Annotated in this window: 25 protein-coding genes and 1 tRNA gene; 14 read left to right on the forward strand and 12 right to left on the reverse strand. The window is 69.2% G+C overall.

Annotated elements, in window-relative coordinates; all coding sequences use genetic code 11:
• Nucleotides 1-32: 32 nt before the first annotated feature.
• The 3 genes from NKT36_RS04240 to NKT36_RS04250 form a co-directional block, all read right to left on the reverse strand.
• Nucleotides 33-1,277: an ABC transporter substrate-binding protein gene (locus tag NKT36_RS04240; RefSeq protein WP_407652228.1), complete on the reverse strand. Its 1,245-nt coding sequence runs from the start codon at nt 1,275-1,277 to the stop codon at nt 33-35.
• A gap of 171 nt (nt 1,278-1,448) precedes the next feature.
• Entirely contained in the window at nt 1,449-2,027 is a 579-nt protein-coding gene (locus tag NKT36_RS04245; protein ID WP_327052705.1) for a CBS domain-containing protein, read from the reverse strand.
• A 71-nt stretch (nt 2,028-2,098) separates the two neighbouring features.
• Nucleotides 2,099-2,869: a GTP cyclohydrolase III gene (locus NKT36_RS04250; RefSeq protein ID WP_327052706.1), complete on the reverse strand. Its 771-nt coding sequence runs from the start codon at nt 2,867-2,869 to the stop codon at nt 2,099-2,101.
• Between the two features lie 391 nt (nt 2,870-3,260).
• Here NKT36_RS04250 and NKT36_RS04255 point away from each other — a divergent pair, with 391 nt between their 5' ends.
• Both NKT36_RS04255 and udk read left to right on the forward strand, forming a co-directional pair.
• Entirely contained in the window at nt 3,261-4,502 is a 1,242-nt protein-coding gene (locus tag NKT36_RS04255) for a methyl-accepting chemotaxis protein (RefSeq protein WP_327052707.1), read from the forward strand.
• Nucleotides 4,503-4,593: 91 nt separating this feature from the next.
• On the forward strand, nt 4,594-5,316 hold the full coding sequence (gene udk, locus NKT36_RS04260; protein WP_327052708.1) for a uridine kinase: 723 nt from the start codon (nt 4,594-4,596) through the stop codon (nt 5,314-5,316).
• A gap of 42 nt (nt 5,317-5,358) precedes the next feature.
• Here the strand turns inward: udk and NKT36_RS04265 are convergent, their stop codons facing one another.
• Both NKT36_RS04265 and mct read right to left on the reverse strand, forming a co-directional pair.
• Nucleotides 5,359-5,679, reverse strand: a complete 321-nt coding sequence (locus tag NKT36_RS04265) for a DUF5785 family protein (protein ID WP_327052709.1) — start codon at nt 5,677-5,679, stop codon at nt 5,359-5,361.
• Between the two features lie 45 nt (nt 5,680-5,724).
• Entirely contained in the window at nt 5,725-6,894 is a 1,170-nt protein-coding gene (gene mct, locus NKT36_RS04270) for a succinyl-CoA:mesaconate CoA-transferase (protein ID WP_327052710.1), read from the reverse strand.
• Nucleotides 6,895-7,046: 152 nt separating this feature from the next.
• On the opposite strand from mct, the gene glmS reads away from it, so the two are divergent.
• The 7 genes from glmS to NKT36_RS04305 all read left to right on the forward strand — a co-directional run bounded on the left by glmS (nt 7,047) and on the right by NKT36_RS04305 (nt 14,238).
• On the forward strand, nt 7,047-7,487 hold the full coding sequence (glmS, locus tag NKT36_RS04275) for a methylaspartate mutase subunit S (protein ID WP_327052711.1): 441 nt from the start codon (nt 7,047-7,049) through the stop codon (nt 7,485-7,487).
• Between the two features lie 9 nt (nt 7,488-7,496).
• Nucleotides 7,497-8,930 (forward strand): methylaspartate mutase subunit E, encoded by a 1,434-nt coding sequence (locus NKT36_RS04280; RefSeq protein WP_327052712.1) that lies wholly within the window; start codon nt 7,497-7,499, stop codon nt 8,928-8,930.
• Nucleotides 8,927-10,192, forward strand: coding sequence for a methylaspartate ammonia-lyase (locus NKT36_RS04285; RefSeq protein WP_327052713.1), 1,266 nt, complete (start codon nt 8,927-8,929; stop codon nt 10,190-10,192). Before NKT36_RS04280 ends, NKT36_RS04285 begins: the two co-directional genes overlap by 4 nt.
• Nucleotides 10,185-11,258, forward strand: coding sequence for a 2-methylfumaryl-CoA hydratase (gene mch, locus NKT36_RS04290; protein ID WP_327052714.1), 1,074 nt, complete (start codon nt 10,185-10,187; stop codon nt 11,256-11,258). The genes NKT36_RS04285 and mch overlap by 8 nt, the downstream gene beginning before the upstream one ends.
• A 16-nt stretch (nt 11,259-11,274) precedes the next feature.
• Nucleotides 11,275-12,300, forward strand: coding sequence for an L-malyl-CoA/beta-methylmalyl-CoA lyase (gene citE / locus NKT36_RS04295; protein WP_327052715.1), 1,026 nt, complete (start codon nt 11,275-11,277; stop codon nt 12,298-12,300).
• Between the two features lie 69 nt (nt 12,301-12,369).
• On the forward strand, nt 12,370-13,515 hold the full coding sequence (gene aroC, locus NKT36_RS04300) for a chorismate synthase (RefSeq protein ID WP_327052716.1): 1,146 nt from the start codon (nt 12,370-12,372) through the stop codon (nt 13,513-13,515).
• A 90-nt stretch (nt 13,516-13,605) separates the two neighbouring features.
• Nucleotides 13,606-14,238, forward strand: a complete 633-nt coding sequence (locus NKT36_RS04305) for a uracil-DNA glycosylase (protein ID WP_327052717.1) — start codon at nt 13,606-13,608, stop codon at nt 14,236-14,238.
• A 2-nt stretch (nt 14,239-14,240) separates the two neighbouring features.
• Here the strand turns inward: NKT36_RS04305 and NKT36_RS04310 are convergent, their stop codons facing one another.
• A complete protein-coding gene (locus tag NKT36_RS04310) occupies nt 14,241-14,441 on the reverse strand; it encodes a hypothetical protein (RefSeq protein WP_327052718.1) in 201 nt (66 codons plus the stop codon).
• 68 nt (nt 14,442-14,509) lie between these two features.
• Between NKT36_RS04310 and NKT36_RS04315 the strand changes: the two genes are divergently transcribed.
• From NKT36_RS04315 to NKT36_RS04330, 4 genes are all read left to right on the forward strand, one after another.
• Entirely contained in the window at nt 14,510-15,256 is a 747-nt protein-coding gene (locus NKT36_RS04315) for a TIGR04282 family arsenosugar biosynthesis glycosyltransferase (RefSeq protein ID WP_327052719.1), read from the forward strand.
• 103 nt (nt 15,257-15,359) lie between these two features.
• Nucleotides 15,360-15,442: transfer RNA gene (locus NKT36_RS04320), tRNA-Ser, on the forward strand.
• A 133-nt stretch (nt 15,443-15,575) separates the two neighbouring features.
• Nucleotides 15,576-15,989 carry a hypothetical protein gene (locus NKT36_RS04325; protein WP_327052720.1) on the forward strand — a complete coding sequence of 138 codons (414 nt, stop codon included), beginning with the start codon at nt 15,576-15,578 and terminating at the stop codon, nt 15,987-15,989.
• Between the two features lie 81 nt (nt 15,990-16,070).
• On the forward strand, nt 16,071-17,333 hold the full coding sequence (locus NKT36_RS04330; RefSeq protein WP_327052721.1) for a lactate racemase domain-containing protein: 1,263 nt from the start codon (nt 16,071-16,073) through the stop codon (nt 17,331-17,333).
• A 26-nt stretch (nt 17,334-17,359) separates the two neighbouring features.
• Here the strand turns inward: NKT36_RS04330 and NKT36_RS04335 are convergent, their stop codons facing one another.
• The 3 genes from NKT36_RS04335 to NKT36_RS04345 all read right to left on the reverse strand — a co-directional run bounded on the left by NKT36_RS04335 (nt 17,360) and on the right by NKT36_RS04345 (nt 21,419).
• A complete protein-coding gene (locus NKT36_RS04335) occupies nt 17,360-17,797 on the reverse strand; it encodes an NUDIX domain-containing protein (RefSeq protein ID WP_327052722.1) in 438 nt (145 codons plus the stop codon).
• Between the two features lie 73 nt (nt 17,798-17,870).
• Nucleotides 17,871-20,609 carry an ATP-dependent helicase gene (locus NKT36_RS04340; protein WP_327052723.1) on the reverse strand — a complete coding sequence of 913 codons (2,739 nt, stop codon included), beginning with the start codon at nt 20,607-20,609 and terminating at the stop codon, nt 17,871-17,873.
• A gap of 60 nt (nt 20,610-20,669) precedes the next feature.
• Nucleotides 20,670-21,419: an endonuclease/exonuclease/phosphatase family protein gene (locus tag NKT36_RS04345; RefSeq protein WP_327052724.1), complete on the reverse strand. Its 750-nt coding sequence runs from the start codon at nt 21,417-21,419 to the stop codon at nt 20,670-20,672.
• 148 nt (nt 21,420-21,567) lie between these two features.
• On the opposite strand from NKT36_RS04345, the gene NKT36_RS04350 reads away from it, so the two are divergent.
• On the forward strand, nt 21,568-22,299 hold the full coding sequence (locus tag NKT36_RS04350; RefSeq protein WP_327052725.1) for an MBL fold metallo-hydrolase: 732 nt from the start codon (nt 21,568-21,570) through the stop codon (nt 22,297-22,299).
• Nucleotide 22,300: 1 nt separating this feature from the next.
• Here the strand turns inward: NKT36_RS04350 and NKT36_RS04355 are convergent, their stop codons facing one another.
• The 3 genes from NKT36_RS04355 to rqcH form a co-directional block, all read right to left on the reverse strand.
• Entirely contained in the window at nt 22,301-23,386 is a 1,086-nt protein-coding gene (locus tag NKT36_RS04355; RefSeq protein ID WP_327052726.1) for an mRNA surveillance protein pelota, read from the reverse strand.
• A gap of 76 nt (nt 23,387-23,462) precedes the next feature.
• The gene (locus NKT36_RS04360) at nt 23,463-24,155 is read right to left on the reverse strand and encodes a DUF4013 domain-containing protein (RefSeq protein ID WP_327052727.1); all 693 of its coding nucleotides are present in this window, start codon (nt 24,153-24,155) and stop codon (nt 23,463-23,465) included.
• A gap of 140 nt (nt 24,156-24,295) precedes the next feature.
• Nucleotides 24,296-26,389: a ribosome rescue protein RqcH gene (gene rqcH, locus NKT36_RS04365; RefSeq protein WP_327052728.1), complete on the reverse strand. Its 2,094-nt coding sequence runs from the start codon at nt 26,387-26,389 to the stop codon at nt 24,296-24,298.
• Nucleotides 26,390-26,416: the final 27 nt, after the last annotated feature.

Below are 26,416 nucleotides of genomic sequence, written 5' to 3' on the forward strand. Positions count from 1 at the left end.
GCAAAGAACGAACGTCCAGGGACGGATCGGCGCTATCCGCCGCCGAGCGCCTGCTGGATGACCGACGTGTACGACGACTCGCCGATGTTGAACGCGACCTGGTCACCGATGGAGCCGTCGTGGTCCTGGCGGAACGCCTCCGCGAACTGGTTCGACAGCTGCTGGCCGTAGTCGTTGTTGACGAACAGGGTGGACGCCGACGACGCGCCGAGGCGTTCGGCGGCGACCTGCGCCATCACGCGCCCCTGGAGCAGGTCGCTCGGGGCGGTGCGGAAGACGAAGTCGTCGTCCTCCAGCCGCGACACGGTGATGGCGGTGCTCGACGGCGAACACCCGACGACGTTGTTCGGGATGTACACCTCCGACGAGACGGGGATGTTGTTCCCCGACGAGGCCGGCCCCGAGATGGCCGGAAAGCCGGCGTTGACCAGCGCGTTCGCACCCGAGAGCGCGGCCTGGCGGGCCGTCTGGGTGTCCTCCACCTGCGTCTCGACCTGGAGGTCGAGGTCGCTCTCGTTCACCTGCTGGACGGGGATGCGGGAAGCCCGGATCATCGGCGTGCCGACCGACCCGAGGTCGCCCGTCTCCGGCAGCAGGATGCCGGCCCTGATGGTGCGCCCGGTGCCGCCGGGGGCGTCGTCCGCCGACGGACCACCGGCCTGGCTCTCGAACCGGCGGGTGTTGACCACCTCGATGCCCGCGTCCGTCTGGGGGGCGAACTGCCAGACGTCGTAGGCGGCCGAGGCCGGGTCGCCGTTCTCGTCGAAGTCCGTCACGCTCGATGCGCCCTGGTAGTTGATGTCGTCGCCGTTCGCGGCGGCCTCGACGGCATCCACGAAGTTCTGCGGCCCGAAGTCCTGGCCCCCTGGGTTGGCGATCCGGCGCATCTGCTCTTTGATGGCCGGCCCGCTGTTCTCGCCCGCGGCGGCGTTCGCCAGGATGAGTATCGCCATCGAGTCGTACGACTGCGAGGTGAACACGCCCGGCGCGCTGTTGTACTCGTCCTGGTACAGCTGACGGAACGCCTGCTGGTTCGGGCCCGCGGCGGCCGGCGCCGTGCCGGTGACGTTGTCCATCGGGTTGCCGACCTGCTGTGGCAGCGCGGAGTCCTGCAGTCCGTCCGGTACGAGCACGTCCAGGTCCCCCTGCCCCTGGCCGTACAGGTCGCGGAACAGCTGGATGCCGCTCTGGGGGTAGCCGATGACGACCAGCATGTCGGGGCCGCCACCGTTCTGCTGGAGGCTTCCCATCAGCCCGACGGCCGACGCCGCCCCCATCCCCCGAAGATAGTCTCGTCTGTCGATTTGTGGACTCATGTCCGGAGCTAAATGTCGATGGTACGTGCAAAAAGTCTATCTTAAATTATCGTTATGGATACGGGTCGATTCATCCGCTCGGTCGGGAGAAGACAGCGGTCGACGTTCCGACCGAGGTCGGCCGAGAAAGGGTCAGAACTCCCGACAGTCGGCGCAGACCAGCTGGCCGTTGACGTTCGTCAGCTCCCGGGTCAGCGAGCCGCAGACCTCGCAGATGCCCTGGTTCGCGTACGCCGCGTCGCCGCCGTCGGTGTTCGCGGACCCCTCGATGGGGGTCGTCGCGTCGGTCGGCTCCGTCGTCTCGCGCCCCGTGAACGAACCGATGCTCGACGGCGAGGCGGACGCCGAGATGACGTCGCGCTCGGTCAGCACGCCGACGAGTTCGCCGCCCTCGGTGACCACGATGCGGCGGATGTCCTGGTGGGCCATCGTTCCTGCAGCGTCCGCGAGGCTGCGGTCGGCGTTCATCGAGACGACCGGGCTGCTCATCACCTCCGCGACGGTCGTCTCCGCCGGGTCTGCCTCCTCGGCGACGAGGTCTAGCACGTCCGACTCGGTCATGATGCCGACCGGCTCGCTTCCCCGGAGGACGACGACGCTCCCCGTCCCCTCCGACCGCATGAGTCGCACCGCCCCCAGGACGGCGTCGGACTCGCTGACGCCCACGTATTCCCTGGTCATCACGTCCCTGACTGTGACTTCGCCCTCCATGTGGTAACGATTGACACAACGCGCCTAAAAGCTATCCCCGGCAGGTTTATGCCGCCGTCGGTCGAATCTCCCTAGTCTTCTCGCTCCGCGAACTCCACGCGACTGCCGGTCGCCCGACAGGTCTCCAGGGCGTGTTTGGCCGCCATGCCCGCGTCCTGCGGGACGGCCGCGCTCCCGACGCCGACCTTGAGGGCCACCTCGGTCGTCTCCTCGACGTGGCGGATGGCGTCCTCGTACTCGGCCTCGTCGAGGTCGCGGCAGACGGCGATGACGTTGTCGCCGCCGACGAAGAACGCCAGCGAGTCGTACTCGGTGCGCATGTACTCCATCAGCGCCGCGTACCCCTGTTCGACGTGGATGAACGAGTCGAAGGCGTTCACCTCGTCGGTGTAGTTGCCGGTCATGTCGTTGACGTCGAAGTGGGCGATCTGGACGTCGTCGTCCGTCCGGAACTCCTCGTCGATGGTTCGTCCGCGAAGTATCTCGCGGCGCGACCCGTCCTGGGCGCTCCCCGCGTCCTGGAGGCGCTCCGTCGCGTCGTGGAGTGCGGCGATGGGCGTCGTTCCGGTGGCGACGCTCAGACTCACCGTGACCGGGAACCGGTTCGCGACCGACTCCTGGATGAGCGCGTGGTCGTCGATTGACAGCCCGTTCGTGACCGCGATCATGTTGTCGAATCGACTGAAGAAGACGTACCCCTCGCGGTTGCCGAACAGCTGCGAGAGGTCGGCGTACAGCCGCGACTGTAGCGTCTGGAGGTCGACTTCCCGGCGAGGTTCTGGCGTCACAGTCCACGGCCCGTAGTTGTCGATCTGGATCAGCGTGATCTGGGCGTTCGTCACTGTTGCCTGTCCATTCCACGTACAGGAATATAAGTTACCCTAATCGTAGTGTGCGTCTCAGAAGTGAGAAACCGGGGTGGCGACCCCGTGTGCTTCGACGACCTCCGCCCGTTCCGATGGGACTGACACCGGAACGCTGGACGCCTCGACCACCCCGACCGCGTCGGTCGCTCTCGACCGCGTCGACCGCCCTGGCACCGAAAGACGTCGAAAGGCACCGCCTTCACCGATATTTTGTAATCAACACGTGGACATATATGGGAAGAGCACAGTGTCGGTTTCAAGGAAGGACAACCCAGACACAATGAATTCAGAAAGATTGTCAATAGATTTCGGAGATGGCTCAGACGAAAGTGACTCGTTGCGCCGAGAGCGGGACTTCTGGCAACAGATGTTCGATACGGTCGTGGCGTCGTTTCCGGAGCCGGCCTTCGTCGTCAATCGGGAGAGTCGGATCACGCACTGGAACGACGAGATCGCCGACCTGCTCGGCGTCGCGCCGGAGGAGGCCATCGGCGAGAACGCCCACGTGATCACCGGGACGGAGGGTGAGAGCGAGACGCTGGCGGAGACCATCGTACGGACCGGCGAGACGATCCGCGAGGACGACCTCCGGACCGGGACTGACACGGACGGAGAGGAGTGGCACGTCCGCGCGGCGGGGTTCCCGCTCACCGACCAGGACGGACGGGTCGTCGGCGGGTTCGAGGTCGCCTCCCGGGTCACGAAGATCGTCGAGCAGCGCCAGAAGCTCGAACGACTCCAGCAGCGGATGGCCGACGAGGTGGAGGCCGCCGTCGAGGAGCTCAAGCACGCCACGGACGCCGTCGCCGAGAGCTCCGGAGAGATAAGCGACGTCAGCGCGGACCAGGCGTCGGAGCTCGAGGCGGTCAGCGAGGAGGTCGCCACGTTCAGCGCGACCATCGAGGAGATCGCCTCCAGCGCCGAGGAGGTCAACGCACAGAGCAACGACGCCCAGGAGCTCGCCGAGGAGTCGCGCGAGTCCGGCGAGACCGTGCTCGAGGTCACGAAGGAGGTCGGCGACGCCGGCGAGGCGGTCGCGACGAACGCCCACCAGCTCCAGGCGCGCCTGGACGAGATCGAGAACGTCGTCCAGGTCATCAACGACATCGCCGACCAGACGAACCTGCTCGCGCTCAACGCCAACATCGAGGCGGCGCGCGTCGAGGACGGCGGCGAGGGGTTCGCGGTCGTCGCGAACGAGGTCAAGGAGCTCGCCGAGCAGTCCCAGAACGAGGTCGACGAGATCGAACGCATCGTCGACGAGATCCACGAGAACGCCGACGAGATGCTCGACAGCGTCGAGACGGCCAACGACCGGGTCGGCCGGAGCATCGACCAGGTCGAGTCGCTCGTCGAGAACCAGATCGACATCGCCGAGTCCATCCGTGAGACCGCCAACGGCATCGACGAGATCGCGAGCGCGACCGACGAGCAGGCCGCCAGCGCCGAGGAGATCGCCAGCATGACCGACACGGCGGTCGACCGCGCCGGAACTGTCTCGGACGAGGTCGAGGCGGTCGCCGCGTCGGCCGAGGAGCAGACCGCGATGGTCGACGAGATCTACGAGAGCGTCCGGAACGTCGAGGCGGAGTTCGAGGCGGACGACTGAGAGACGACCCACCGCGGGCGTTCGCCTTGCGCGGACGGCGTCGAACGCCCGTTCCGGGGGATTCAAACCCCCGTCGTTCCTGCACCCGGTAATGACCATCCCCTCGTTCGTCGTCGGCATCGCCGGTGGTACCGGGGCCGGCAAGACGACGGTCGCCCGCGAGATAACGGAGGACGTCGCCGACGCCGTCACGCGCATCCCGATGGACAACTACTACGAGGACCTGTCGCACCTCGAGTTCGAGGAGCGCGAGGACGTCAACTACGACCACCCCTCGGCGTTCGAGTGGGAACTGCTTCGCGAGCACCTCGACGCCCTGCTGTCCGGGCGCACCATCGAGATGCCCCAGTACGACTTCTCGGTCCACAACCGCAAGGACGAGCGCGTCACGGTCGAGCCCACGGAGGTCGTCGTCCTGGAGGGCATCTTCGCGCTCTACGACGGCGAGGTCAACGAGATGCTCGACCTGCAGGTGTACGTCGAGACGGACGCCGACGTGCGCATCCTCAGGCGCATCGAGCGCGACGTGGTCGACCGGGGGCGCGACCTGGAGGGCGTCATGGACCAGTACCTCACGACGGTGAAGCCGATGCACGAGCAGTTCGTCGAACCGACGAAGCGGCACGCCGACATCATCATCCCAGAGGGCGCAAACAGCGTGGCGGTCAACCTCCTCGAGGAGAAGGTGATGGCCGAGGCCCACTCGGGCTGGGGCGTCAGCGAGGCCGACCTGCAGCTACCGGGGGAGCGAGAGGAGCAGGAGGCGCCGGCAGCTACGTCGGGGTCGGACGGCAACGCCTGGCGCGACGAGTAGAAGGGGTCCGTCGCGCCGTCGACGCGGGTCGAGAACGTCCGGTCAGGCGCGTTTCTTCTCGGGATTCTCGCCGACCGGGTGGTAGTCCCAGAAGCCCCCCTCGCGCATCGCCGCGCCGACGCCCTTGTGGAAGTCGACGATGGTCTCGAACTCCGCCTCGTCGACGTACTCGAAGATGTCCGCGACGCTGACGACGCGGTCGTGGTTGATGCGGATCGGTTCGTCGGCGTGCTCCTCGACGAACTCGTCGCGGTCGAGGGGGAAGTCCTCGTCCTCGTCGAGTTTCTTCGCCAGGATGGCGAGACCGTACTTCCGGCCACCCTCGCTGCCTTCCTCGCCGTCGGGGTCGTGCGGCCAGTCCATGTGCCAACGTGTGTACGGGGGGACGAAAAGGATTACCTTCCGTTCTCAGTCGTCCGCGTCGGCGGTCCGGGCCCCGTCGCCGAGCAGTTCGTCGCGGTGCTCGTCGAGCAGGGGCGCGCGCTCGCCGGGTGTCGGCGGCGTCTCGCTCATCTTGATGGGCGTCCCGGCGATGGTCACGTCCTCGTCCGCGCCCGGCTGTTCGACGTCGACCAGCATGTCGCGGGCGTGGACGTGGTCGTCCTCGAACACGTCGGCGACGTCCTGGACGGGCGCGCAGGGGACGCCCCCTTCGAGGACGTCGCAGACGTCGTCTGCGGTCCGCTCGACGGTCCAGGCGGCGATCTCCTCGCGCAGGTGGTCGCGGTTCTGCAGGCGGTCGCCGGTCGTGGGGTACTCCGCCGCGAGGTCGGGGCGGTCCATCGCCTCGCAGAGCGCGGTCCAGTGGTTGTCGCCGAACGCGGCGACGACGACGTGACCGTCGGTGGTCTCGAAGGCGTTGTAGGGGAACAGCGTCGGGTGGGAGTTGCCCCGGCGCTTCGGCACGTCGCCGGTGTAGGAGTGCTGGTAGACGGTGCGCTCGCACATGCTTATCATGGAGTCGTACATCGCCGTGTCGACGTACTGGCCCTCGCCGGTCCGGTCGCGGTGGTGGAGCGCTGCGAGGATGCCGACGGCGTTGAGGGTGGCGGTGAAGAGGTCGCCGATGCCGGGGCCGACCTTGGTCGGCGGGCCGTCCTCCTGACCGGTTATCTGCATCACGCCGCCGAGCGCCTGCGCGATGAGGTCGAAGGACGGCTGTCCCTGGCGGTCGGTCTCGCCGGTGCGGGGGTCGCCGAACCCGCGGATGGAGGCGTAGACGATCTCCGGGTTGCGCTCGCGGAGTCGCTCGTACTCCAGGTCGAACTTCTCCATCGTCCCGGCGCGGAAGTTCTCGACCACCACGTCGGCGTCGTCGACCAGCCGGAGGAAGTCCTCGCGGTCCCCCTCCACCTGGAGGTCGAGTTCGAGGCTGCGCTTGCCGCGGTTGACGCTCTGGAAGTACCCCCCGTAGGCGTCGTCGTCGCCGACGAACGGCGGGTTGGGTCGGATGAGGTCGCCACCGGGGCGCTCTATCTTCACCACGTCCGCCCCCAGGTCGGAGAGAAGCATCGTACAGTACGGCCCCGCGAGCACCTGCGTGAGATCGAGCACGCGCACGTCGTCCAGCGCTGGCATGGTTTCGTCCGTGGGCCAGCCGGGGCAAAAACCTTCTCAATTAATAATGGCGTTTGTGATGCAGTGTCACATGCACCCCTAGAACAGTCTTAAGGAGATTAATCATGAAAGAACATTATCTTTAAGTATCGTTCATTGGAGTTACAGACGCGATGTCTGCCACAGTCATCCTCGGCGTGATCGGATCCGACGCGCACGCAGTCGGCATCACGATTCTCGAACAGGCGCTGGACGCGGCGGGCTTCGAGGTCGTCAACCTCGGCGTCCAGTCCAGCCAGCAGGACTTCATCGACGCGGCCTCGGCACACGAGGGTGACGCTGTACTCGTCTCTTCGCTCTACGGCCACGCCGAACAGGACTGCCGGGGCTTCCACGAGGCCATCGAGGCCGCCGGACTGGACCCCGTCACCTACATCGGGGGGAACCTCTCGGTCGGCCAGGACGACTTCGAGCAGACCCGCGAGTGCTTCCGCGAGATGGGGTTCGACCGGGTCTTCGACTCGGAGACCGACCCCATGGAGGCCATCGCGGCGTTGCGGAACGACATGAATCTCGCCGAATCCGAGGCCGAACGAGCGAGACTCACCTCCTGACACCGTTTCATGTTACAGGACGAACGACTCGATTCAGCTGAGCTTAGACGTATCGGAGACGAAATCAGGGAGGACTGGGCGGTCGAGGACCTCGACTTCGAGGAGGCGGTCGACTACCACGACTCGCTGCCGGCGAGCAAGCGGTTCGCCGACGTGCTGGAGTCCGCGGACCGGCCGCTCCTCCAGCCGCGCGCCGGCGTCCCGCGACTGGACGACCAGATCGCCCTGCTCCGGCACCTCGAAGACGAGGGGAAGGCGGACCTGCTACCCACGACCATCGACTCCTACACCCGCGACAACGAGTACGGGAAGGCCCAGGAGGGCCTCGAGGAGGCCCGCGAGACGGGCGAGGACACGCTCAACGGCTTCCCCGCGGTCAACCACGGGGTCGAGGGGTGCCGGGACCTCGTCGAGGCGCTCGACACGCCCATCGAGGTGCGCCACGGCACGCCGGACGCCCGCCTGCTCGCCGCCGTCACCTTCGCCGGCGGCTTCCAGAGCTTCGAGGGCGGCCCCATCTCGTACAACATCCCGTACACGAAGGAGCACGACCTCGCGGAGACCATCGAGCACTGGCAGTACGTCGACCGGCTCGCCGGCGCGTACACCGCCCGCGGAGTCCGCATCAACCGCGAGCCGTTCGGCCCCCTGACGGGCACGCTCGTGCCCCCCTCCATCGCCATCGCGGTGGGGCTGGTCGAGGGGATGCTCGCAGCCACGCAGGGCGTCCGTAGCGTCACACTCGGCTACGGACAGGTCGGCAACCTCGTCCAGGACATCGCGGCGCTGCGCGCGCTGCGGTCGCTCGGCGAGGAGTACCTCCCCGACGAGGTGACCGTCACCACCGTCTTCCACGAGTGGATGGGCGGTTTCCCGCCGGACGAGGCCCGCGCCAACGGCGTCATCGCCCTCGGCGCGGCGACAGCCGCCATCGCGAAGCCGGACAAGGTCATCACAAAGTCGCCCCAGGAGTTCGGCGGCGTCCCCACCAAGGAGGCCAACGCGGCCGGCCTGCGGACCACCCGGCAGCTCATCGACATGATGCGCGAGCAGGCCATCACCCTCGACGGCGTCGACCGCGAGCAGCAGTTCATCGAGAAGTCCACCCGCTCGCTGATGGACACCGTCCTCCAGCTCGGCGACGAGGACGTCGCCCGCGGCGTCGTCGAGGCGTTCTCGACCGGCAAGCTCGACGTCCCGTTCGCGCCGAGCGACAGCGCCGCGAGCGCGGTCCTGCCCGCCCGCGACGACGACGGCCGGGTCCGCATCCACACGTTCGGCGACCTGGCGCTGGACGACGACCTGCGCGACGTCCACCACGAGCGCCTCGACAAGCGCGCCCGCGAGGAGAACCGCGACCGTTCGTTCCAGATGGTCGCCGACGACGTCGACGCCATCAGCGAGGGGCGTCTCATCGGTCGCCCGGGAGGTGAGCAGGCGTGACGACCATCGAGGCCGTCCGCGCCGTTCCGGGCGTCTCCGGGTTCTTCTTCGACGACCAGCGCGCCATCAAGCAGGGCGCCGAGCAGGACGGCTTCGCCTACCGCGGCGAGCCCGTCACCGAGGGGTTCGACCGCGTGCGGCAGGCCGGCGAGTCGATCAACGTCGTCCTCGAGTTGAGCGACGGCACGGTCGCGTACGGCGACTGCGCCGCGGTCCAGTACTCCGGCGCGGGCGGTCGCGACCCGCTCTTCCGGGCCGAAGCGTTCGTCCCGGTCGTCGAGGGGCCGGTCGCCGACGCGCTTGAAGGCCGACGGGCGACTGCGTTCGCGGACAACGCGGCGCTCGTCGAGGACCTCGCACCGGACGGCGACCGCCTCCACACCGCCGTCCGGTACGGCGTCTCGCAGGCGCTGCTGGACGCCGCCGCGACCGCGCGGCGCGAGACCAAGACCGGCGTACTCGCCGACGTCTACGACACCGACCCGGCGACGGAACCGGTGCCGGTGTTCGGCCAGTCCGGCGACGACCGCCGGGGCAACGCCGAGAAGATGCTGCTCAAGGGCGTGCCGGTGCTCCCCCACGGCCTGTTCAACAGCGTCGAGAAGGTCGGCCCCGACGGCGGTCGGCTGGTCGAGTACCTGGAGTGGCTCGCCGACCGCGCGGAGGAACTCGGTCCGCCGGGCTACGACCCGCGCTTCCACGTCGACGTGTACGGCATGCTCGGCGAACTGTTCGAGGCGCCGTACGACCGCGCGGAACTCGCGGACTACTTCGCCGACCTCCGGGACGCCGCGGCACCTTACCCCCTCCAGGTCGAGGGACCGATGGACGAGGGCGGCCGCGCGGAGCAGATCCGCGCGATGGCGGAACTCCGCGACGGCCTCGCCGACGCGGGCGTCGACGTCGACGTCGTGGCCGACGAGTGGTGCAACACCTTCGACGACGTGCGGGCGTTCGTCGACGCCGGCGCTGCCGACGTGGTCCAGGTCAAGACCCCGGACCTCGGCGGCGTCCAGCGGAGCGCGGAGGCAGTACTGTACTGCCGCGGCACGGACACCGAGGCGTACCTCGGCGGCACCTGCAACGAAACCGTCACGTCGGCGCGAGCCTGCGCTCACGTCGCGCTCGCGACCGATGCGAAGCAGACGCTCGCCAAGCCCGGCATGGGCTTCGACGAGGGGTACATGGTGATGGCAAACGAGATGCGGCGGGCGCTCGCTCGCCGAACCGACCGAACGACAGAGGTGACTGCAGATGACTGACTGGAGCGACGACACCGTCACGGCGGCGCTGGACCGCGCGACGACCATGGAGAAGGGGAACTTCTTCGAGGAGTTCACCGAGGGCGAGACCATCGAGCACGACCCCGGGCTCAGGCTCTCGGAGCACGGCAACGAACTGTGGATGAGCCAGACGCTCAACCACGACCCCGCCTACTGGCGCTCGGACGCCGCGCGAGCGGTCGGCTTCGACGAACCGCCGGTCCACCCGGACTACCTCCTCGCGAGCGTGATGGGGCCGAGCGTCGAGGACCTCAGCGAGAAAGGGGGCTACTTCCTCGGCCGCGACGACGTCATCGTCCACGACGCCGAGGTGCCGACCGGCACCGAACTCCGCGTCGAGTCCACCGTCGAGGCGAAGCGCGAGTCGAGTTCCCGCCCCGACTACGGCATCGTGACCTGGGAGACCACCGGCTACGACGCGGCCACGGGCGACCCGCTGCTGTCGTACAACAGGACGAACATGATTCCCCGGCGGGAACCGATGGCGACCGACGGCGGCGAGTCCGGGTCCGGCGCGCGGACGGACGGCGGGACGGCGAGCGCGGAGTCCGACGACCTGCCGGCGGAACTCATCGCCCCCGACGGCGGCTACTTCGAGGACTTCCGCGCGGCGCTCGACCGCGCCGCCGACCGCGACGCCGCTGTCGCCTACCGCCACGAGCGCGGTCGGACGATGGACGACGTGATGGTGGCGACGCTCCCGCTCGCCACCCTCAACACGGCGAAACAGCACCACAACGACCACTACATGGCCGACTCGCCGTCCGGCGAGATCGTCGCGTACGGCGACGTGACCCGGTCGGTCGCGCTCGGCCACGCCCGGTCGGACGAGCGGACCTACCGCGAGGTCGCCTACGGCGACGAGCGGTTCCACGACTTCGTGACCGTCGGCGACACCGTCTACGGGTTCACCCGCGTCGTCGACGCGAACGACGCCGACGACCCGGCCGCGGGCGAGGTGACGTTCGAACACTACGCGATCAACCAGGACGACGAGCCGGTCTACTCCGGCACGCGGACCGCACTCGTCCAGAAGCGAGACTGACCGACACCACCTACCGATGACAGAGACAACGCTTTGCCGCACGTTCCAGACCGCACCCGCTGGCGTCCCCCGGGACGACAGCGCGAAGTACCTCCGCTCGGGCCTCACCGCCGACGGGTTCGCCGCGCCGGACTGGCTGGTGCCGGACCTCGAGGACGGCACCGCCCCGGACATGAAGGAGGAGGCGCTCGACAACGTCTGTGACCTCCTGCCGGAGTACGGCGACGAGTTCGCGGGCGAGATATGGCCGCGCGTCGAGTGGGCCTACGACAGCGAACCGACCCGCGAACGCGGCGTCGACCAGATAGAAACCATCGCGGAGTCCGTCGGCGAGCACGTCGACGGCGTCGTCGTCCCGAAGGTCGGGCGACTGGAGGACGTGAAGGCCGCCGAGTCGGCGGTCGCCGCGGCGGCGCGCGAGAGCGGGACGGACCTCGGCCTGTCCGTCATCGTCGAGTCGGCGGCCGCGCGGTCGGACCTGCGCGACATCGCCGCGTTCGGTCAGGAGTCGCGGCTGACCGCGCTCGTGTTCGGGCCGGTCGACTACACCGCCGAACTCGGCGGCCGCGAGATCGGCGAGCGCCCGACCTGGCCCGGCCTGTACGAGGAGCTGTCGAACGAGGCGAGCGCGAACGGCCTGCTGGCCATCGGCGGGCCGTTCGACCGCCTGTTCCGCGAGCGGGCGGGCGTCACCTTCTACAACGGCGACGCCTACGCGGACCACGTCGAGCGCGAGGCGCGCGTCGGCCTCGACGGGAGCTGGGCGCTCCACCCCAACCAGACCGCGCAGGCCAACCGCATCCACCTGCCGACGGAGTCCGAACTCCGGACGTCCGTGAAGAAGATCGAGGCGTTCACGGAGGCGAAAGACACCGGGACGGGCGCGGTCGCCATCGACGGCCAGATGGTCGACGAGGCCACGCTGAAGAACTTCCAGAACACCGTCGACACGGTCCAGACGGTCCACGCAGCCCACGAGACCCAGACCCGCGACCGCTACGACGACGACCTGCTCGACCGCGCGCTGGCCGTCGCGGAGTAGTCCTGCGAACCGCGCGGGAACTTGCATCTTCTGCAAAGGCTAAGGGGACGGCCCTCCGAACGTGTGCCAATGAACGGCAACAGCTTCGGTCGGCTCTTCCAGGTGACGACGTTCGGGGAGAGCCACGGCGACGCGATGGGAGTGACGGTCTCGGGCTGCCCCGCCGGCCTCGAACTCTCCGAGGAGGACGTCCAGGGCGACCTCGACCGGCGCAAGCCGGGCCAGTCGATGATCACGACCAGCCGCGGCGAGCCGGACCGCGTCTCGATCAAGTCCGGCGTCCAGGACGGCTACACGACGGGGACGCCCATCGGGATGGTCATCCAGAACAAGGACGCCCGCTCGGAGAAGTACGAGCCGTTCGTCACGGCACCGCGCCCCAGCCACGGCGACTTCACCTACTCCGCGAAGTTCGGCACGCGCAACTGGGGCGGCGGCGGGCGGTCGTCCGCGCGCGAGACCGTCAACTGGGTCGCGGCGGGCGCTGTCGCGAAGAAGATACTCGCCGCGAACGGCGTCGAACTGAAGGCGCACGTCAACCAGATCGGCGACGTGCGGGCCGACTCCGTCTCCTTCGAGCAGATCGTCGAGGAGAGCGAGGCGAACGAGGTCCGCTGCGCCGACCCCGACGCGGCCGCGGAGATGCGCGACCTCGTCGACGAGTACCAGGAGGCGGGCGACTCCATCGGCGGCTCCATCTACTTCGAGGCGCGCGGCGTCCCGCGCGGTCTCGGCGCGCCCCGCTTCGACTCCGTCGAGGCGCGACTCGGCCAGGCCATGATGAGCGTGCCGGCGAGCACCGCCTTCGAGTTCGGCCTCGGCCGCGAGGCCCGCGAGTGGAGCGGCTCCGACCGCAACGACGAGTGGGAATTTGACGCCGACGGCGACCCCGTCCCCGTCGAGAACGACCACGGCGGCCTCCAGGGCGGCATCACGACCGGCGAACCCATCTACGGCGAGGTGACGCTGCACGCGCCGACGTCCATCCCGAAGGAGCAGACGACGGTCGACTGGGAGACCGGCGAGGAGAAGGAGGTGCAGGTCATCGGTCGCCACGACCCCGTCCTGCCGCCGCGCGGCGTGCCGGTCGTCGAGGCGATGCTGGCGCTCACGCTCGTCGACTTCATGCTGCTCGGCGGCCGCATCAACGCCGACCGCATGGACGGCCAGCCGGGCGAGTACGACACGGATTACCACCCGAGCAGTCCCGAGTGAGCGGACAGCGGTAGCAGGGGTCGGTAGGCCCTGACACCACCACCGAAGCCAACGAGCAGGCGCTTTACGTCTCGCGCCGAAAGGGGTCGCATGGACGCGAACCAGGAGACCCGCGAGAACCCGTTCGGGATGGACGCCGAGTGTCGGAACTGCCCCGACCTCTGTGCGTCCCGCGAGCGGGTCGTCCACGGCTACGGCGACGTGGGCGCGGACTTCCTCTTCGTCGGCGAGATGCCGGGCGCGGACGCCGACCGCACCGGCGTCCCGTTCACGGGCGACGCGGCGGGCGAGCGCTTCCAGGACGTGCTCGGGCACCTCGGGCTGAACAACTCGCTGCCGGACAGCGAGCGCCCGGAACTGGAGAACGCCTTCGTCACCTACCTGACCCGGTGTCGCGACCCCGAGCGCGCGCCGACCGACGAGGAGGTCGAGACGTGCGAGCCGTACCTCAACGCCGAGATACGGATGATAAACCCCGAGATACTCGTTCCGGTGGGCCAGCGCGCGCTGACGGAACTCGGGCGTGAGTACACGACGACGCCGGCCGACGAGCTGGACGTCGTGGCCGACCACGCGACGACCATCCGTGGGCGCGGCTTCGAACTCGTGCCGATGGTCCACCCCGCAGAGCTGACCGACGAGCAGAAGGAGACGTTCGTCGAGCATTTCCTCTCGCTGATGTCGGGCGACTACCGCCAGACGAAGGGGCGACAGGAGCGGTAGCCCTACCAGTAGGGCGTCGACGCCGTCCGGCGCGAGCCGAGACCGATTGCGGCCGCGGCGACGACCAGCACGGTCACCAGCGCGACGGTCGCCAGCGCGGCGACGTCGCCGAGGAGGACGGAGGCGAGCGACGCGAGCGACGCGAGGGCGAGGACGACGAGCAGCGCGACGCCGAGCAGTCCAAGCGGTTTCGTCCAGTGCATACCCGACGGTTGGAGACGCGCGGCATAAAACGGCGGCTTTCAAGGCCGCGCGCGACCGAGGGACACGTATGACCGTCATCGCCGTGCTGGCCGACCCGCCGCGAGAGGGACTCGTGCTGCCGGAACTCCCCGAGACGTCGCCGCTGTCGACCGCCGAGGCGACGGAGCTGTACGCCGCGATGCTGAAGGACACCTTCGCGGCCGTCGAGAACAGCGGGGGCGAACTGCTCGTCAACTACCGCCCTGACGACCAGCTCCCCGACCACGACGGCGAGAGCTCGCAGGCGCAACTGCGGGCGCTCGCGAACGAGGTGCTCGACGACGTGGGCGCGGCCCGCTTCGAGCAGCAGGTCGGCTCGACGTTCGCGGCCCGCGCCGGCAACACCGCCACGCACCTGCTGGAACGCGAGGGCGTCCAGTCGGTCGCGGTCGTCGATGGGACGGCGCCGACGCTGACGCGCAAGGACCTCGACAGCGCCGCGATGAAGCTCCGCCGGAGCGAGGTCGTCCTCGGCCCGGCCGACGCCGGCCGGACGTTCTTCCTCGGGCTGACGGAGCCCATCGACTTCGAGGGCGCGTACGCCGCGCCGTCCGTCGAGACACTGGCGAACCGCGCGACCGACGCAGGTCACGACGTCGACTTCCTGTCCCGGATGACGGCGGTCGAGACGGGCACGGACCTGCTGTCGCTCGTGCCGTACCTGAACGCCAGGGTGACGGCCGACCGCATCGTCCCCGTCCACACGACGACGTACCTCCACGACCTCGGCCTCCGCGTCGAGGAACGCGACGGCGAGCCGACACTCGTCCGGTAACGCACGCGCCCGACGAACGCGCCCGTCCGGTCCACCGACGATAGCCCGTCGGCGTCCCGGATACCGACAGTTCTTAGACGGGGCAGACGGAACATGGGAGCGAGGTGGGATGGCAGAGCGGCCTATTGCGCCTGCCTTGAAAGCAGGTGGCGTCAAGCCTCATGGGTTCAAATCCCATTCCCACCGTCGACGTGCACCGCGCCGGACGAGAGACGGGCCGGGACCAGCGAACGGAGCCAGTGACGCGGCGGACAAGTCCGCCGTTCGACCGTGAACCGCACAGCAGGAACTTTATACCGACGATGTGTCAAATGATAACATGGACGAGTCGGCCGACGCCGTGAACCGCAGGCATTTCGCCCGAGCTCTCGGTGCCGCGATCGTCGCGGGGCTCGCCGGCTGCACCACCCGCGTATCGCCGTTCTCGTCCTCCAGCGACCGAAAGCCGATCGGTCTCGTCGTCCGGACATACCTCGAATCACAGCGGACGATCGAGGTCGTCATCGACGACCTCGACTCCGACGCGCGCTACCGGCAGAAGTTCACGCTGGTTCCCGGCGACGTGATCCGCCGGCCGTCGATCCTCGAAGCCGGGACCTACGAGGTGCGCGTCCAGGTGAAAGACGAGATGTGGCAGTCGACGAAGTGGGAGATGGGCGACTGCCGGAGCGACGACATACACATCGAGCTCGGAACGGGCGGCATCGGCGTCGGCTCCACCTGCCACGAGTAGGGGAGTCGGCGACCCACCGGAGTCCGACCGGACGCCACGTCGACTGCACGTTTTTCCTGCCCACCGTGCGTAGCCACGCGCATGGACGCCGCCGCCATCCGGGACGAACTCCCGGACTGCGAGGTGACCGTAGTCGAACCGCCTGGCGGGACGCCCGTCGACCCCCGAGGGGCCGCGGAAGCGGCGGTCGCCGACCCGAACGGACCGCGCCTGCGCGACCGCGTCGGACCGGACGACGACGTCGCTATCGTCGTCACCGACGTGACCCGCGCGACGCCGGACGACGTGCTGCTGGACGTGCTGTTCGACGAACTCCGCGACGGGGGCGTCGACCGCGAGCAGGTGTCGATCGTGCTCGGTCTCGGCCTCCACCGTCCGATGACCGACGCGGAGATCGCCGACGCGCTCGGCGATCACGCCGACCTGGCGGCGAACCACGACGCCGAGGCGACGGTGACGGTCGGGACCGTCGACGGCTGCCCCGTGGAGCTGAACCCGACCGTCGCCGACGCCGACACCGTCGTGTCGACGGGGATGGTCGAACCGCACCAGTACGCCGGCTTCTCCGGGGGTGCGAAGACCGTCGTCATCGGCGCGGGCGGCGAGCCACTCATCCGGTACACCCACGGTCCGGAGATGCTCGCGCGCGAGGGCGTCCGCCTGGGCCGCGTCGAGGGCAACCCCTTCCGGGAGACGGTCGACCGGGCAGGCGACGTCGCCGACCTGGACTTCTGCTGCAACGTCACGCACGGCTCGAGCGGCGTCCTCGGCGCGAGCGCGGGCGACCACCGGGCAGTCGTGCGCGACCTCGCCGCCACCGCCCGGGAGGCGCTCTCCGTCCCCGCCACCGAGAAGTACGACGCCGTCGTCGCCGTCGTCCCGTCACCGAAGGACGCCAACCTGTATCAGGCGACGCGAGCGGCGACGTACGTCGTCCTCGGCGACCGCAACCCGCTGCGCGAGGCGCGACGCACCTCGAACGCGACCGGAGAGCGAACCGACCCGGGAGCGGGCGGCCGGGTGGTCCTCCCCGCGGCCCTCCCGGAAGGTGCCGGCGAGGGTACGGGCGAGCGGCGGTTCTACCGGCGGCTCGCGGAAGCGACCGACGCCGAGTCGCTGTCCCGGGAGATGCGCACGGGGTACGAACCGGGCGCACAGCGGGCGTTCGTCGTCGCCCGCGTGCTCCGCGACCACGACGTCGTCGTCGCGGGGAGCGAGTCGCCGGACGTGGTCGAGGACTGCCTGATGACGGCGACGGACTCGGTCGGCGAGGCCGTCGACCCGGGGAGCGACGTGCTGGTCGTCCCGGACGCGCTGAACACGCTGCTCGTCGGCGAGGAGTAGCGGTGCGGACGTCGGAGCGACGCGAGCTACCAGCCGAGGTCCGCACGCTCCCGTTCTGCGTGCTCGACGGCCGCCGCGGTCCAGGGCGGCACGTCCTCGTTGCGGACCACAGCGTCGGCGGTGAACCACTGCACCGCCGCGACCTCCTCCTCGTCGCGGGGACGGGCGGTCCCCTCGCCGTGGCGCGCCAGGAAGACGACGTTCACGCAGGGGTCGTCGCCGGCGACGAACGTGCTGCTCTCGAGGTAGCGGAGGTCGTCGACCTCGACGCCGACCTCCTCGCGAACCTCGCGGCTGACCGTCCGTTCGAGCGCGTCCTCGGCCTCTCGCAGTCCCTCGACCGTGCCGCCCACGAGCGCGAGCGTGCCGGGAGCGTGCTCCTCGTGCTCCGCGCGCCGGACGAGCAGGAACTCGCCGTCGCGGACGACCGCAGCCTGCACGTTGACGACGTATCGTTCGTTCACGGGGACCTGTCGCTAGCCAGACGTCTTCAAGGTGACTGTCGGGCGGGACCGCCGACGAGAGGCAGACGCGTCGTCAGTCCGTGTCGGCGAGCGCGTCGTCGCCGCCGATGGCGTCGAGCACGCGGTCGTGGAACTCCTTGAGGACGGCGCTCTCGTCCTCGGCGAGTACGACGTCGCTGGCCATCAGCGTCGCGAGGCCGAACGCCCGCGGCGACGGCGACCCGACCTGCTGCTGGACGACCTCGACGTCGCCGGCCTGGACGTCGGCGAGCACGTCCTCGACGGCCGAGATGGCGAGCTTGTCCTCGATTATCTCGCGGTACGTCTCCTCGATGACCGCGAAGTCGTCGAGGTCCTGGGCGAACCCGAGCAGCATCTCGCTGGACACCTGCTGTTCGCTGGCGGACTTCTCGTACCCCTTGTAGCGCTTGAGGATCATCAGCGACCGCGTCGCGTTGATGCGGAAGTAGCGCTGGAGCAGTTCCGTCCCGTCGAGGGCGGCGCGCAGGTCCTCGCGCACCGCCTCGGGGTCGACGTCCCGGAGGATGCGCGCGACGTCGACCTTCCGGTTCAGCGGCATCGAGACGGTGAAGCCGTTGTCCGCGACGGCGACCGAGACGTTCGTGTTGGCGGCGTTGGCGCAGCGGTAGGCGACCAGTCGCGAGAGGCCGTCGTTGAACTTCCGGCCGTAGTTGGAGTGGACGTAGTAGTGGCGCTCGTACTCGTCGCGGTCGAGTTCCACCTCGATGGCGAGGCGGTCGTCCGTGCTGACGCTCTCGCTGCCGGCGTAGCGGGTCTGCTCGTCGAACATCCGCGTGATGGCGCGGACGCTGTTCTCGTCCAGGGGGAACGTCCGGAGCCACACCCGCACCGCCGAGCGGCCGCCCTCCTCCAGGCGGTCGAGCAGGTCGCCCTGGAACGAGAGGATGGAGCGACCGAGGTCGTAGGAGAGCGGCAGGCGCTCGGAGAACCACGAGGGGACGGTCGGCCTGGCACTCGTGCGGTCGACGTACACCTTCGACCCGCGGCGGTACTGGAACTCGTAGTGCTGGCCGCCGAGGACGAAGACGTCGCCCTTCTCCAGGGTGTCCAGATAGTTCTCGTCGAGGTCGCCGACCCACTCGTCGTCCGCCCGGGTGAACACGTTGCAGGAAAAGGAGTCGGGGATGGTGCCGATGTTGGTCATGTAGATGACCCGGGCGAGGCGACCGCGCTTGCCGATGAGGGGTTCCCCGACCGGGAACTCCTCGTAGTGGAACTCGCCGTCCGGCGGGTCGTTCTCGTCGCGCCACACCTTCGCGTAGACGTTCTTGTCCTCCAGGCCGTCGTAGTCGGCGGTGAGGTAGGCCATCAACGACTCCCAGGCCGCGTCGTCGAAGTTCCGGTAGGGGTACGCCCGGCGGAGCGTCGCCAGCACGTCCGCCTCGCGGCGGACATCGTTGATGGCCATGCCGTAGACGTGCTGGGCGGCGACGTCGCGGGCGTTCTCCGGGACGAACACGCGGTCGACGAACCCCTCCTCCGCCTTCTTGAGCATCACCGCACACTCCACGAGTTCGTCGCGGTCGAGCGCGATGACCCGACCAGTGACGGTCTGGCCGAGGCGGTGGCCGGCGCGCCCGACCCGCTGGAGCAGGGCGGCGACCGACTTGGGGCTGCCGACCTGCACCACGAGGTCGATGTGCGGCATGTCGATGCCGAGTTCGAGGCTGGTCGACGTGGTGACGACGTCGAGCGACCCGTCCTTCAGTTGCTGCTCGACCGCCTGACGCGCCTCCTTCGAGAGGCTGCCGTGGTGACAGCCGGAGTTGTCCTCGTCGTACGCCGCGTAGCGCTCGCGGAGGTTCTGGAGGACGCGCTCGGCCCCGGAGCGCGTGTTCGTGAACACGAGCGTGTTGGTGTGGTCGGCGACGAGGTCGTGCAACTGCTCGTAGAATCGGTCCTGCACCACGTCCCGCGGCGTGTGGATGAGGTCGTCGGTCGGACAGCGCAACTCGACGTCGAACTCCCGGACGAACCGGGTGTCGACGAGCTCGTAGTCGCGTGGCGGCCCACCGGGCGACTCGCGGCCGACGAGGAACTCCGCGATGTCGTCGAGCGGTTCGACCGTCGCCGAACAGCCGATGCGGGTCGGCGACGACTCGGCGATGTCCTCCAGGCGTTCGAGGCTGACCGAGAGGTGGGTCCCGCGCTTGCCGTCCGCGAGGCTGTGTATCTCGTCGACGACGACGTACTCGACGGTCCGCAGTTTCTCGCGGAACTTCGGCGAGTTCAGCAGGATGGCCAGCGTCTCCGGTGTGGTGTTGAGGACGTGGGGCGTCTCCTTGAGCATCTTCTGGCGCTCGCTGTCCGCGGTGTCGCCGTGCCGGATGGCGTGGCGGACCTCGCTGACCGCCTCGCCGCGCTCCTCCATCCGCTCGCGGATGCCCGACAGCGGCCGTTCGAGGTTCCGGTGGATGTCGTTGGCCAGCGACTTCAGCGGGGAGACGTAGAGACAGTAGACGGAGTTCTCCAGGCCGTCCTCGCGCTCGCGCCTGAAGAGTTCGTTGAGGATAGCAGTGAACGAAGCCAGCGTCTTGCCCGACCCGGTCGGGGAGGCGACGAGCGCGTTCTCGTCCTCGTGGACGAGCGGGATGGCCTCGCGCTGGGGCGGCGTGAAGAAGCCGCCGTTCTCGGGGACGTACTCGCCGAACTGCTCGACCCACCACTCCCTGACCGCCGGTTCGAGAAGTTCGAGCACGTGCTCGTCGTCGAGGTCGACCGAGTCCGCGACGTCGAAGCCCTCGCGCGAAAGCAGCGCGCGTCCGTCCATTCGAGTCCGGGTTGGCGTCGTGCGACCAAGAGGATTGTGACCCCGGAGTGAAAGTGAAATCTACGCCCAGCGCAGGTCCGCGACGACCGGGAAGTGGTCGGAGGGGTGGGGTGGGTCAGTCTCGACCGTCCGGACCGCAGCGAGCTCGAACGCGTCGGTCACGAGGACGTGGTCGATTCGCTCGCCCGGCGTTCCGGTGAACCCGTGGAACGTGCCGGCCGGACCGTCGGCGGACCCGGCGACGTTCCTGGCGAGTCGGAGTCCGGCCGTCGTCAGCCAGTCCATCGCTGCCGAGTCGGGCGCGGCGTTGCAGTCCCCGACCACGATGGCAGGACGGTCGAGGGCGGCGACGTGCGTGGCGACCGCGAGCGCGCCCTTCCGCCGCGCCTCCGCTCCCGCGTGGTCCAGGTGCACGCTGAGGAAGCGCAGCGGTCGGCCGTCCAGTTCGAGGTCGACCCACGTGGCGACGCGCGGACAGTCGCCGTCCCAGCCGACGCTCGGCCGATCCGGCGTCTCCGAGAGCCAGAACGCGCCGGCGTCGGCGCGGTCGAAGCGGTCCCGCCGGTGCGCGACCGGGGCGTGCTCGCCGTCGTCGCCGCCGTGCCTGCCGACGCCGAACCAGTCGTACGCCGGGAGGTTGCGGCGGAGGCAGTCGAACTGCGCGGGGAGGGCCTCCTGTAGACCGAGCAGGTCGGCGTCGAGACCCGTCAGGAGGTCGACCACCCGTTCGCGGCGGTGGGGCCACGCGTCGCCGCCGTCGTCGGGGGTGTCGTACCGGACGTTGAACGTCGCGACGCGACAGTCGGTCACGTCGACCCCTCCGCGAGATACGTGCGTGTCATGGCGTTCTGTCTGTCATCGCGTCCCATGTGGACGTCTGGCGGCGAGGTACTTCCGCGTCCCGACCGTCCACCCCACGACCGAAGCTATTTTCGGCGGGCCGCACGGGGATTCTCACATGCGCATCACGTTCCTCGGCACGGGTAGCGCGATGCCGACCGGCGAACGGTTCCAGACCGGCGTCCTGCTCTCCGAGGACGGCCGGCGACTGCTCGTCGACTGCGGCAGCGGCGTCCTCCACCGCCTCCAGCAGTCCGGCGCGGGCTACGAGGACGTCTCGACGGTCCTGCTCACCCACCACCACCTCGACCACGTGGCAGACCTCCTCCCGCTGCTGAAGGCGCGCTGGCTGGCGGGCGAGGAGCACCTGGAGGTCGTCGGTCCCGAGGGGACGAAGGCCCTGCTCGACGACCTGCTCGACGTCCACGACTACCTCCAGGACCGCGTCGACCTCCAGGTCCGGGAGGTCGGCGCCCACGAGTTCGAGGTCGCGGGCTTCGACGTCGAGGGGTACGAAACCCGCCACTCGCTGCCGACGCTCGCCTACCGGTTCGACGACCGGTTCACGTTCAGCGGCGACAGCGAGGCGTTCGAGGGACTGGCAAACTTCGCCGACGGGTCGGCCGTGCTGGCCCACGACTGCTCGTTCCCCGACGACGTCGACGTGGCGAACCACCCGACGCCGGCGACGCTCGGCGAGGCGCTGTCCGGCGTGGAGGTCGGCCGCGTCTACCTCACCCACCTCTACCCCCACACGGACGGCCGCCAGGAGGAGATGCTCGACTCCATCGCCGAGTCGTACGACGGCGACGTGCGCTTCGCGGAGGACCTGCTGTCGGTCGAGCTCTGAGCTACTGCAGTCGGTAGCGCAGCAGCGCGGCGATGCCGCCCAGGTTCCGCAGTTGCTCGCCGGGCGCGAACTCGCCGGAGAACACCGTCACCTCGCCGCCCTGGCGCTCGACGGTCGTGATTATCTCGTTGACGTCGACGTCCCACTCCCCCTCCTCGGCGTCCTCGCCGGTCGCGCCACGCTCGGTGCGCAGCTTCTCGTCGAGGACGAGCAGCCGTTCGACCGCGCCGAAGTCGGCCGCCTCCGCGACCTCCTCGACGCCGTAGGCGACCTTCGCCCCCTCGGCCATGCGGCCGGTGAGTTCGTCGATGAGTTCCGCCTCCTCCGCGATGCGGGTCTCCTGCTGGACCTCCGCGACCGCGCCGCGCTTCAGCACCTCGTGGACGCCGCGGTCGCCGACCGCGCTGGTGTCGACCATCGTGATCAGGTCGTCGAGCTCCGGGTACTCGTCGGTGACGTGGGCGTGGGCGTCCTGCTTCGTGAACCCGGGGCCGGCGAGGATGATGGCGTCGACGTCGAGCCGCGACAGCACCGCGCCGAGTTCGTCGAACAGTTCGTCGCGGCCGCGGGCGTACTCGCCCTTGCCGGTCGTCCCCGTCAGCGACGCGTACTCCTCGGTGCCGTACTGGGCGACGGTGTGGACGTGGGCCTCGCCCTCCTCCACGGTGGCGATGGCGACGTCCGGTGAGTCGGTGGCTTCCACGGCGTCGTCGAGGCGGTCGAGCTGGTCGCGCTTCCAGCGCTTCTCGACGGTCAGTTCGTCGCGCTCCTCGACGTTGATGGTGTGGTGGAAGCCGAGCTGGTCCTCGCGCGAGCAGTCCTCGATGACGCCGCCGACCCGGACGCGGTTGGCGAACTTGTGGAACTCCACGCTCTCGACGTCGATGGTGACGTGCATGTGCTCGCGCTCGCCGCCCGTGTCGCGGGTCTTGTCGTCGTCGCGCTGGATGCGCCGGGTCGTGTCGCCGGAGACGAGGTCGCCCGGCTCCAGCAGGTAGGTGAGATGCCAGAGGTCGTCCAGGCTCTCGGGGACGAGCGTGATGCGCTCGCGCTCCCCGTCGAGGGACGTCCGGTCTTTGACTTGCATGTCGACAACTGCGGGCCGGTCCGGTAAGTGCCCTGCTATTCTCGACCTCCCACAGCAGAAAACAGGTCGGAGCGGGTCAGACGACCGGGCGCCCCTCGTCGAGGTCCGGTTCGGTCCGGAGCCCCCGGTCGCTGGCCTCCGCGTACGAGGTCGCGTACAGGTATGCCGCGGTCACCTGTGCGTAGAACCCGACGAAGACGGCCGCCAGCCAGCCCAGCACCGGAACGGCGGCGAGCGCGCTCCCCAGCAGGCCGGCGACGAGCAGCACGCCCAGCGCGATGAGCCATCCGGTCGCGTACTCGCGGCGGGCCAGGACGGGACGCAGCGCGTCGAACTCGAACGCGGCACCGACGCGGCCGGACCGCGCGAGGCGAACGAGCGCCGCCGGCGCGACGTAGAGTGCGGCCGCGGCGGTCACGAGGACGAGTGCCGCCCCGACGAGCGTGGCGAGCGCGCCGACGAACGGCGCGCTGTCTGCCACCGCGACGCCGCCGCCGACGAACGCCACCGCGAGCACCGCCGGGACGATTCCGTAGACGACGGCGACGACGAGCGCCTTCACCCCGTCGACCGCGAGCGCGCCCCAGTCGTCGAACACGGGCGGGTCGGTGTCGCCGTCGGCGACGCGGCCGAGCACGCGAAGCACGTAGCCCTGGACGAGCACGGCCGGTACGATCAGGAAACCCAGTGCGGACAGCAACCCGCCGACGAGAACCGTTCTCACCGCGTCGTCGCCGTCCGTGAGGTACGTGAGACTGTCTTCGAACATGATGTTCCCTCGATGCGCCGCCAGCAGCGGCGAGCATCGTTCGTACCGACGCTGGCTGCGGGCATAACCGTTCTCGACCGGGAACTGACGTATCAGGCTTCGAGCGGGCCGATAGACGGAGAAACGACGGCCGCGGCGGGTCAGTCCTCGACCATCCGGCTGCCGCCGGCCGGGAGGAACTCCTGGATGAGGTCCGGGCTCGCCACCTTCCGGACGAAGGAGGTGTCGGCGAACCGGTCGCGGAACCGTCGGTAGATGCGCTTGGCGATGTCGTTCTGGGCGTACTGGCCGGGTTCGACCTCGACGGACGTCTCCGTCCGCGGGACGACGGCCGAGGGCGGACCACCGATGACGCGCGTGCTCGGTTCGGCCGTGATGCCCACGGCGACGCCGACCGGCACGTCGCGGAAGTAGGTGCGGTCGCCGCGGATGGCGAACCCACCCTTCTCCAGGTACTCGCCGCTCTCGGGCGTCTTGCTCACCTGGTCCGGCGTGACCACGTACGCGTCGCCGGCGAAGCGGCCGTCCTTCCACACCGACGAGTAGGAGACGGCGAACTGGGCGGCCTCCCGCTTGCTCTCGTCGGGGACGTCGACGTCCTTCGCCGGTTCGCTCGGGTCCGAGGTCTTGAGGACGGTGACCGGGCCGCCGTGGGCCTGCGAGTGAAAGAACAGGTCGTGGCGGTCCATGTACTTCTGGACGAGTTCCTCGTTCTGGTCGGCGTTGCGCCCGCCGAGGACGAGGAAGCCGTCCGAGGTGCGGAACCACCGGAACCGGTCGTACCACTTCTCCTGCTTGCGGATGGGGATCGAGGACCGGGAGAGCCAGTCGACGTCCTCCTGCTCCTCGTCCTCGTCGTCGCCGCCCTCGGGTTCGGCCTCCCACTCCTCGCGGCGCTGCTCGACCGCTTCGAGTTCCTCGCGGGTGTCCTCGATGGCGGCCTGCGCGCCCTCCTTCTTCTCCTCGACGCGCTTGGCCTCCTGGTAGAGGCGGTCGGCGTTCTTCTCGACGCCCGCCTCGGGGTCGAGTTCGATGTTCGTGCCGTCGACCGCGACGGTGACCGTCCCCTCGCGCTCGTCGATGCCCTGCACGGCCTCCGCCTCGGGGATGCCCTGTTCGGCACCTTCGGCGAAGCGGGCCTCGATGTCTTCCCAGGGCGTGTCGGCCTCGCGGGCCTCCCGGACGGTCGAGAGTATCTCGTCGACGAACCCGTAGTTGCCGTACAGCAGTTCGGCCTTCTCGCGCTCGGCCTCGGCCTGCTCCTCGAACCCCTCGATGGCGTTCTGCTGCTGCTCGATGATGCGCTTCTGTTTCTCGATCTTGGCCTCGAAGTCCGGGCGCTGGCGCTCCTCCTCGTCCTCGTCCTCGGTCAGGTCGAGGTTCGTGAAGTAGTCGTCGACGGCGGCGTTGAACGTGTCGAACGCCTCCGCGTCGAGGTCCGCGTACTCCTCCAGGGGGAACGGCGTCACGTCGACTCGCCGGTCGTCCTCGTAGTACACCCGCGGTTCGAACTGGCCGGTCTCCAGCGGCTCCTTCAGGCGGTCGACGGCCTCGTACAGCCGTTCGTACTGGTCCTCGCCGGCGTCGGCGATGGCCATTTCCTTCTCGACGCCCGCCCGGGTGCAGACCTCCTCGGCGTAGAGACCGCCGAAGTTGAGCTGGGTCGCCAGCGTCCGCACGAGGTCGGTGTCCGAGTCGGCCATCTTCGCCGCGAACGCCTCGTAGTCGAGGTCCAGCGGGTTCACCCGGGAGTCGGGGAACTCGTACTGCGACCCCGGTGCGACGGTCCGGGACTTGAGCCGGACAGTGGAGAGCGAGTCGACGACCTCGTCGTTCTCGTCGAGCACCGCGACGTTCCCCTGGCCGAACAGCTCGGCCACTATCGTCGTGTCGCCGTCCTGGCGCTTGAAGTGGAACTGGAGGATGCGGTCGAACTCGAACTGCTCGACGCCGGCGAAGTCCGCGCCGTTCAGCCGGTTGCGGAGCATCATGGCGAAGTTCGGCGGCCGGCCCGGCGCGTCCGGGACGTGCTCCGGCGCGACGGCGTGCGCGCGCTTCACGTCGCCGACCTCGACCAGCAACTCGACGCGCCCCCGGTCGAAGTCGCGCATCTTCAGCCGCAACAGGTCGTCGCCGTAGAGGTAGGCCTTGTCGAGCTTCGCCCCCTCGTAGTTCCCCAGCTCGCGCACGACCGCCGCGAGGTCGATGCTGGAGAGTTCCCGCTTCTCGTCCATACCGCCGATTTCTCGGGGCGACCGGAA

The organism is Halomicrococcus gelatinilyticus (assembly GCA_024227995.1).
In the GTDB taxonomy this organism is placed as follows: Archaea; Halobacteriota; Halobacteria; order Halobacteriales; family Haladaptataceae; genus Halomicrococcus; species Halomicrococcus gelatinilyticus.

Excerpts from the sequence above, each read along its gene's own strand:
- citE (WP_327052715.1), top strand. The coding sequence starts at position 11,275 with ATGACAGAGACAACGCTTTGCCGCACGTTCCAGACCGCACCCGCTGGC.
- NKT36_RS04305 (WP_327052717.1), top strand. The coding sequence starts at position 13,606 with ATGGACGCGAACCAGGAGACCCGCGAGAACCCGTTCGGGATGGACGCC.
- udk (WP_327052708.1), top strand. The coding sequence starts at position 4,594 with ATGACCATCCCCTCGTTCGTCGTCGGCATCGCCGGTGGTACCGGGGCC.
- NKT36_RS04330 (WP_327052721.1), top strand. The coding sequence starts at position 16,071 with ATGGACGCCGCCGCCATCCGGGACGAACTCCCGGACTGCGAGGTGACC.
- glmS (WP_327052711.1), top strand. The coding sequence starts at position 7,047 with ATGTCTGCCACAGTCATCCTCGGCGTGATCGGATCCGACGCGCACGCA.
- rqcH (WP_327052728.1), bottom strand. The coding sequence starts at position 26,389 with ATGGACGAGAAGCGGGAACTCTCCAGCATCGACCTCGCGGCGGTCGTG.
- mct (WP_327052710.1), bottom strand. The coding sequence starts at position 6,894 with ATGCCAGCGCTGGACGACGTGCGCGTGCTCGATCTCACGCAGGTGCTC.
- NKT36_RS04280 (WP_327052712.1), top strand. The coding sequence starts at position 7,497 with ATGTTACAGGACGAACGACTCGATTCAGCTGAGCTTAGACGTATCGGA.
- NKT36_RS04340 (WP_327052723.1), bottom strand. The coding sequence starts at position 20,609 with ATGGACGGACGCGCGCTGCTTTCGCGCGAGGGCTTCGACGTCGCGGAC.
- mch (WP_327052714.1), top strand. The coding sequence starts at position 10,185 with ATGACTGACTGGAGCGACGACACCGTCACGGCGGCGCTGGACCGCGCG.
- aroC (WP_327052716.1), top strand. The coding sequence starts at position 12,370 with ATGAACGGCAACAGCTTCGGTCGGCTCTTCCAGGTGACGACGTTCGGG.
- NKT36_RS04355 (WP_327052726.1), bottom strand. The coding sequence starts at position 23,386 with ATGCAAGTCAAAGACCGGACGTCCCTCGACGGGGAGCGCGAGCGCATC.
- NKT36_RS04325 (WP_327052720.1), top strand. The coding sequence starts at position 15,576 with ATGGACGAGTCGGCCGACGCCGTGAACCGCAGGCATTTCGCCCGAGCT.
- NKT36_RS04245 (WP_327052705.1), bottom strand. The coding sequence starts at position 2,027 with ATGGAGGGCGAAGTCACAGTCAGGGACGTGATGACCAGGGAATACGTG.
- NKT36_RS04360 (WP_327052727.1), bottom strand. The coding sequence starts at position 24,155 with ATGTTCGAAGACAGTCTCACGTACCTCACGGACGGCGACGACGCGGTG.
- NKT36_RS04315 (WP_327052719.1), top strand. The coding sequence starts at position 14,510 with ATGACCGTCATCGCCGTGCTGGCCGACCCGCCGCGAGAGGGACTCGTG.
- NKT36_RS04255 (WP_327052707.1), top strand. The coding sequence starts at position 3,261 with ATGTTCGATACGGTCGTGGCGTCGTTTCCGGAGCCGGCCTTCGTCGTC.
- NKT36_RS04240 (WP_407652228.1), bottom strand. The coding sequence starts at position 1,277 with ATGGGGGCGGCGTCGGCCGTCGGGCTGATGGGAAGCCTCCAGCAGAAC.
- NKT36_RS04265 (WP_327052709.1), bottom strand. The coding sequence starts at position 5,679 with ATGGACTGGCCGCACGACCCCGACGGCGAGGAAGGCAGCGAGGGTGGC.
- NKT36_RS04350 (WP_327052725.1), top strand. The coding sequence starts at position 21,568 with ATGCGCATCACGTTCCTCGGCACGGGTAGCGCGATGCCGACCGGCGAA.
- NKT36_RS04310 (WP_327052718.1), bottom strand. The coding sequence starts at position 14,441 with ATGCACTGGACGAAACCGCTTGGACTGCTCGGCGTCGCGCTGCTCGTC.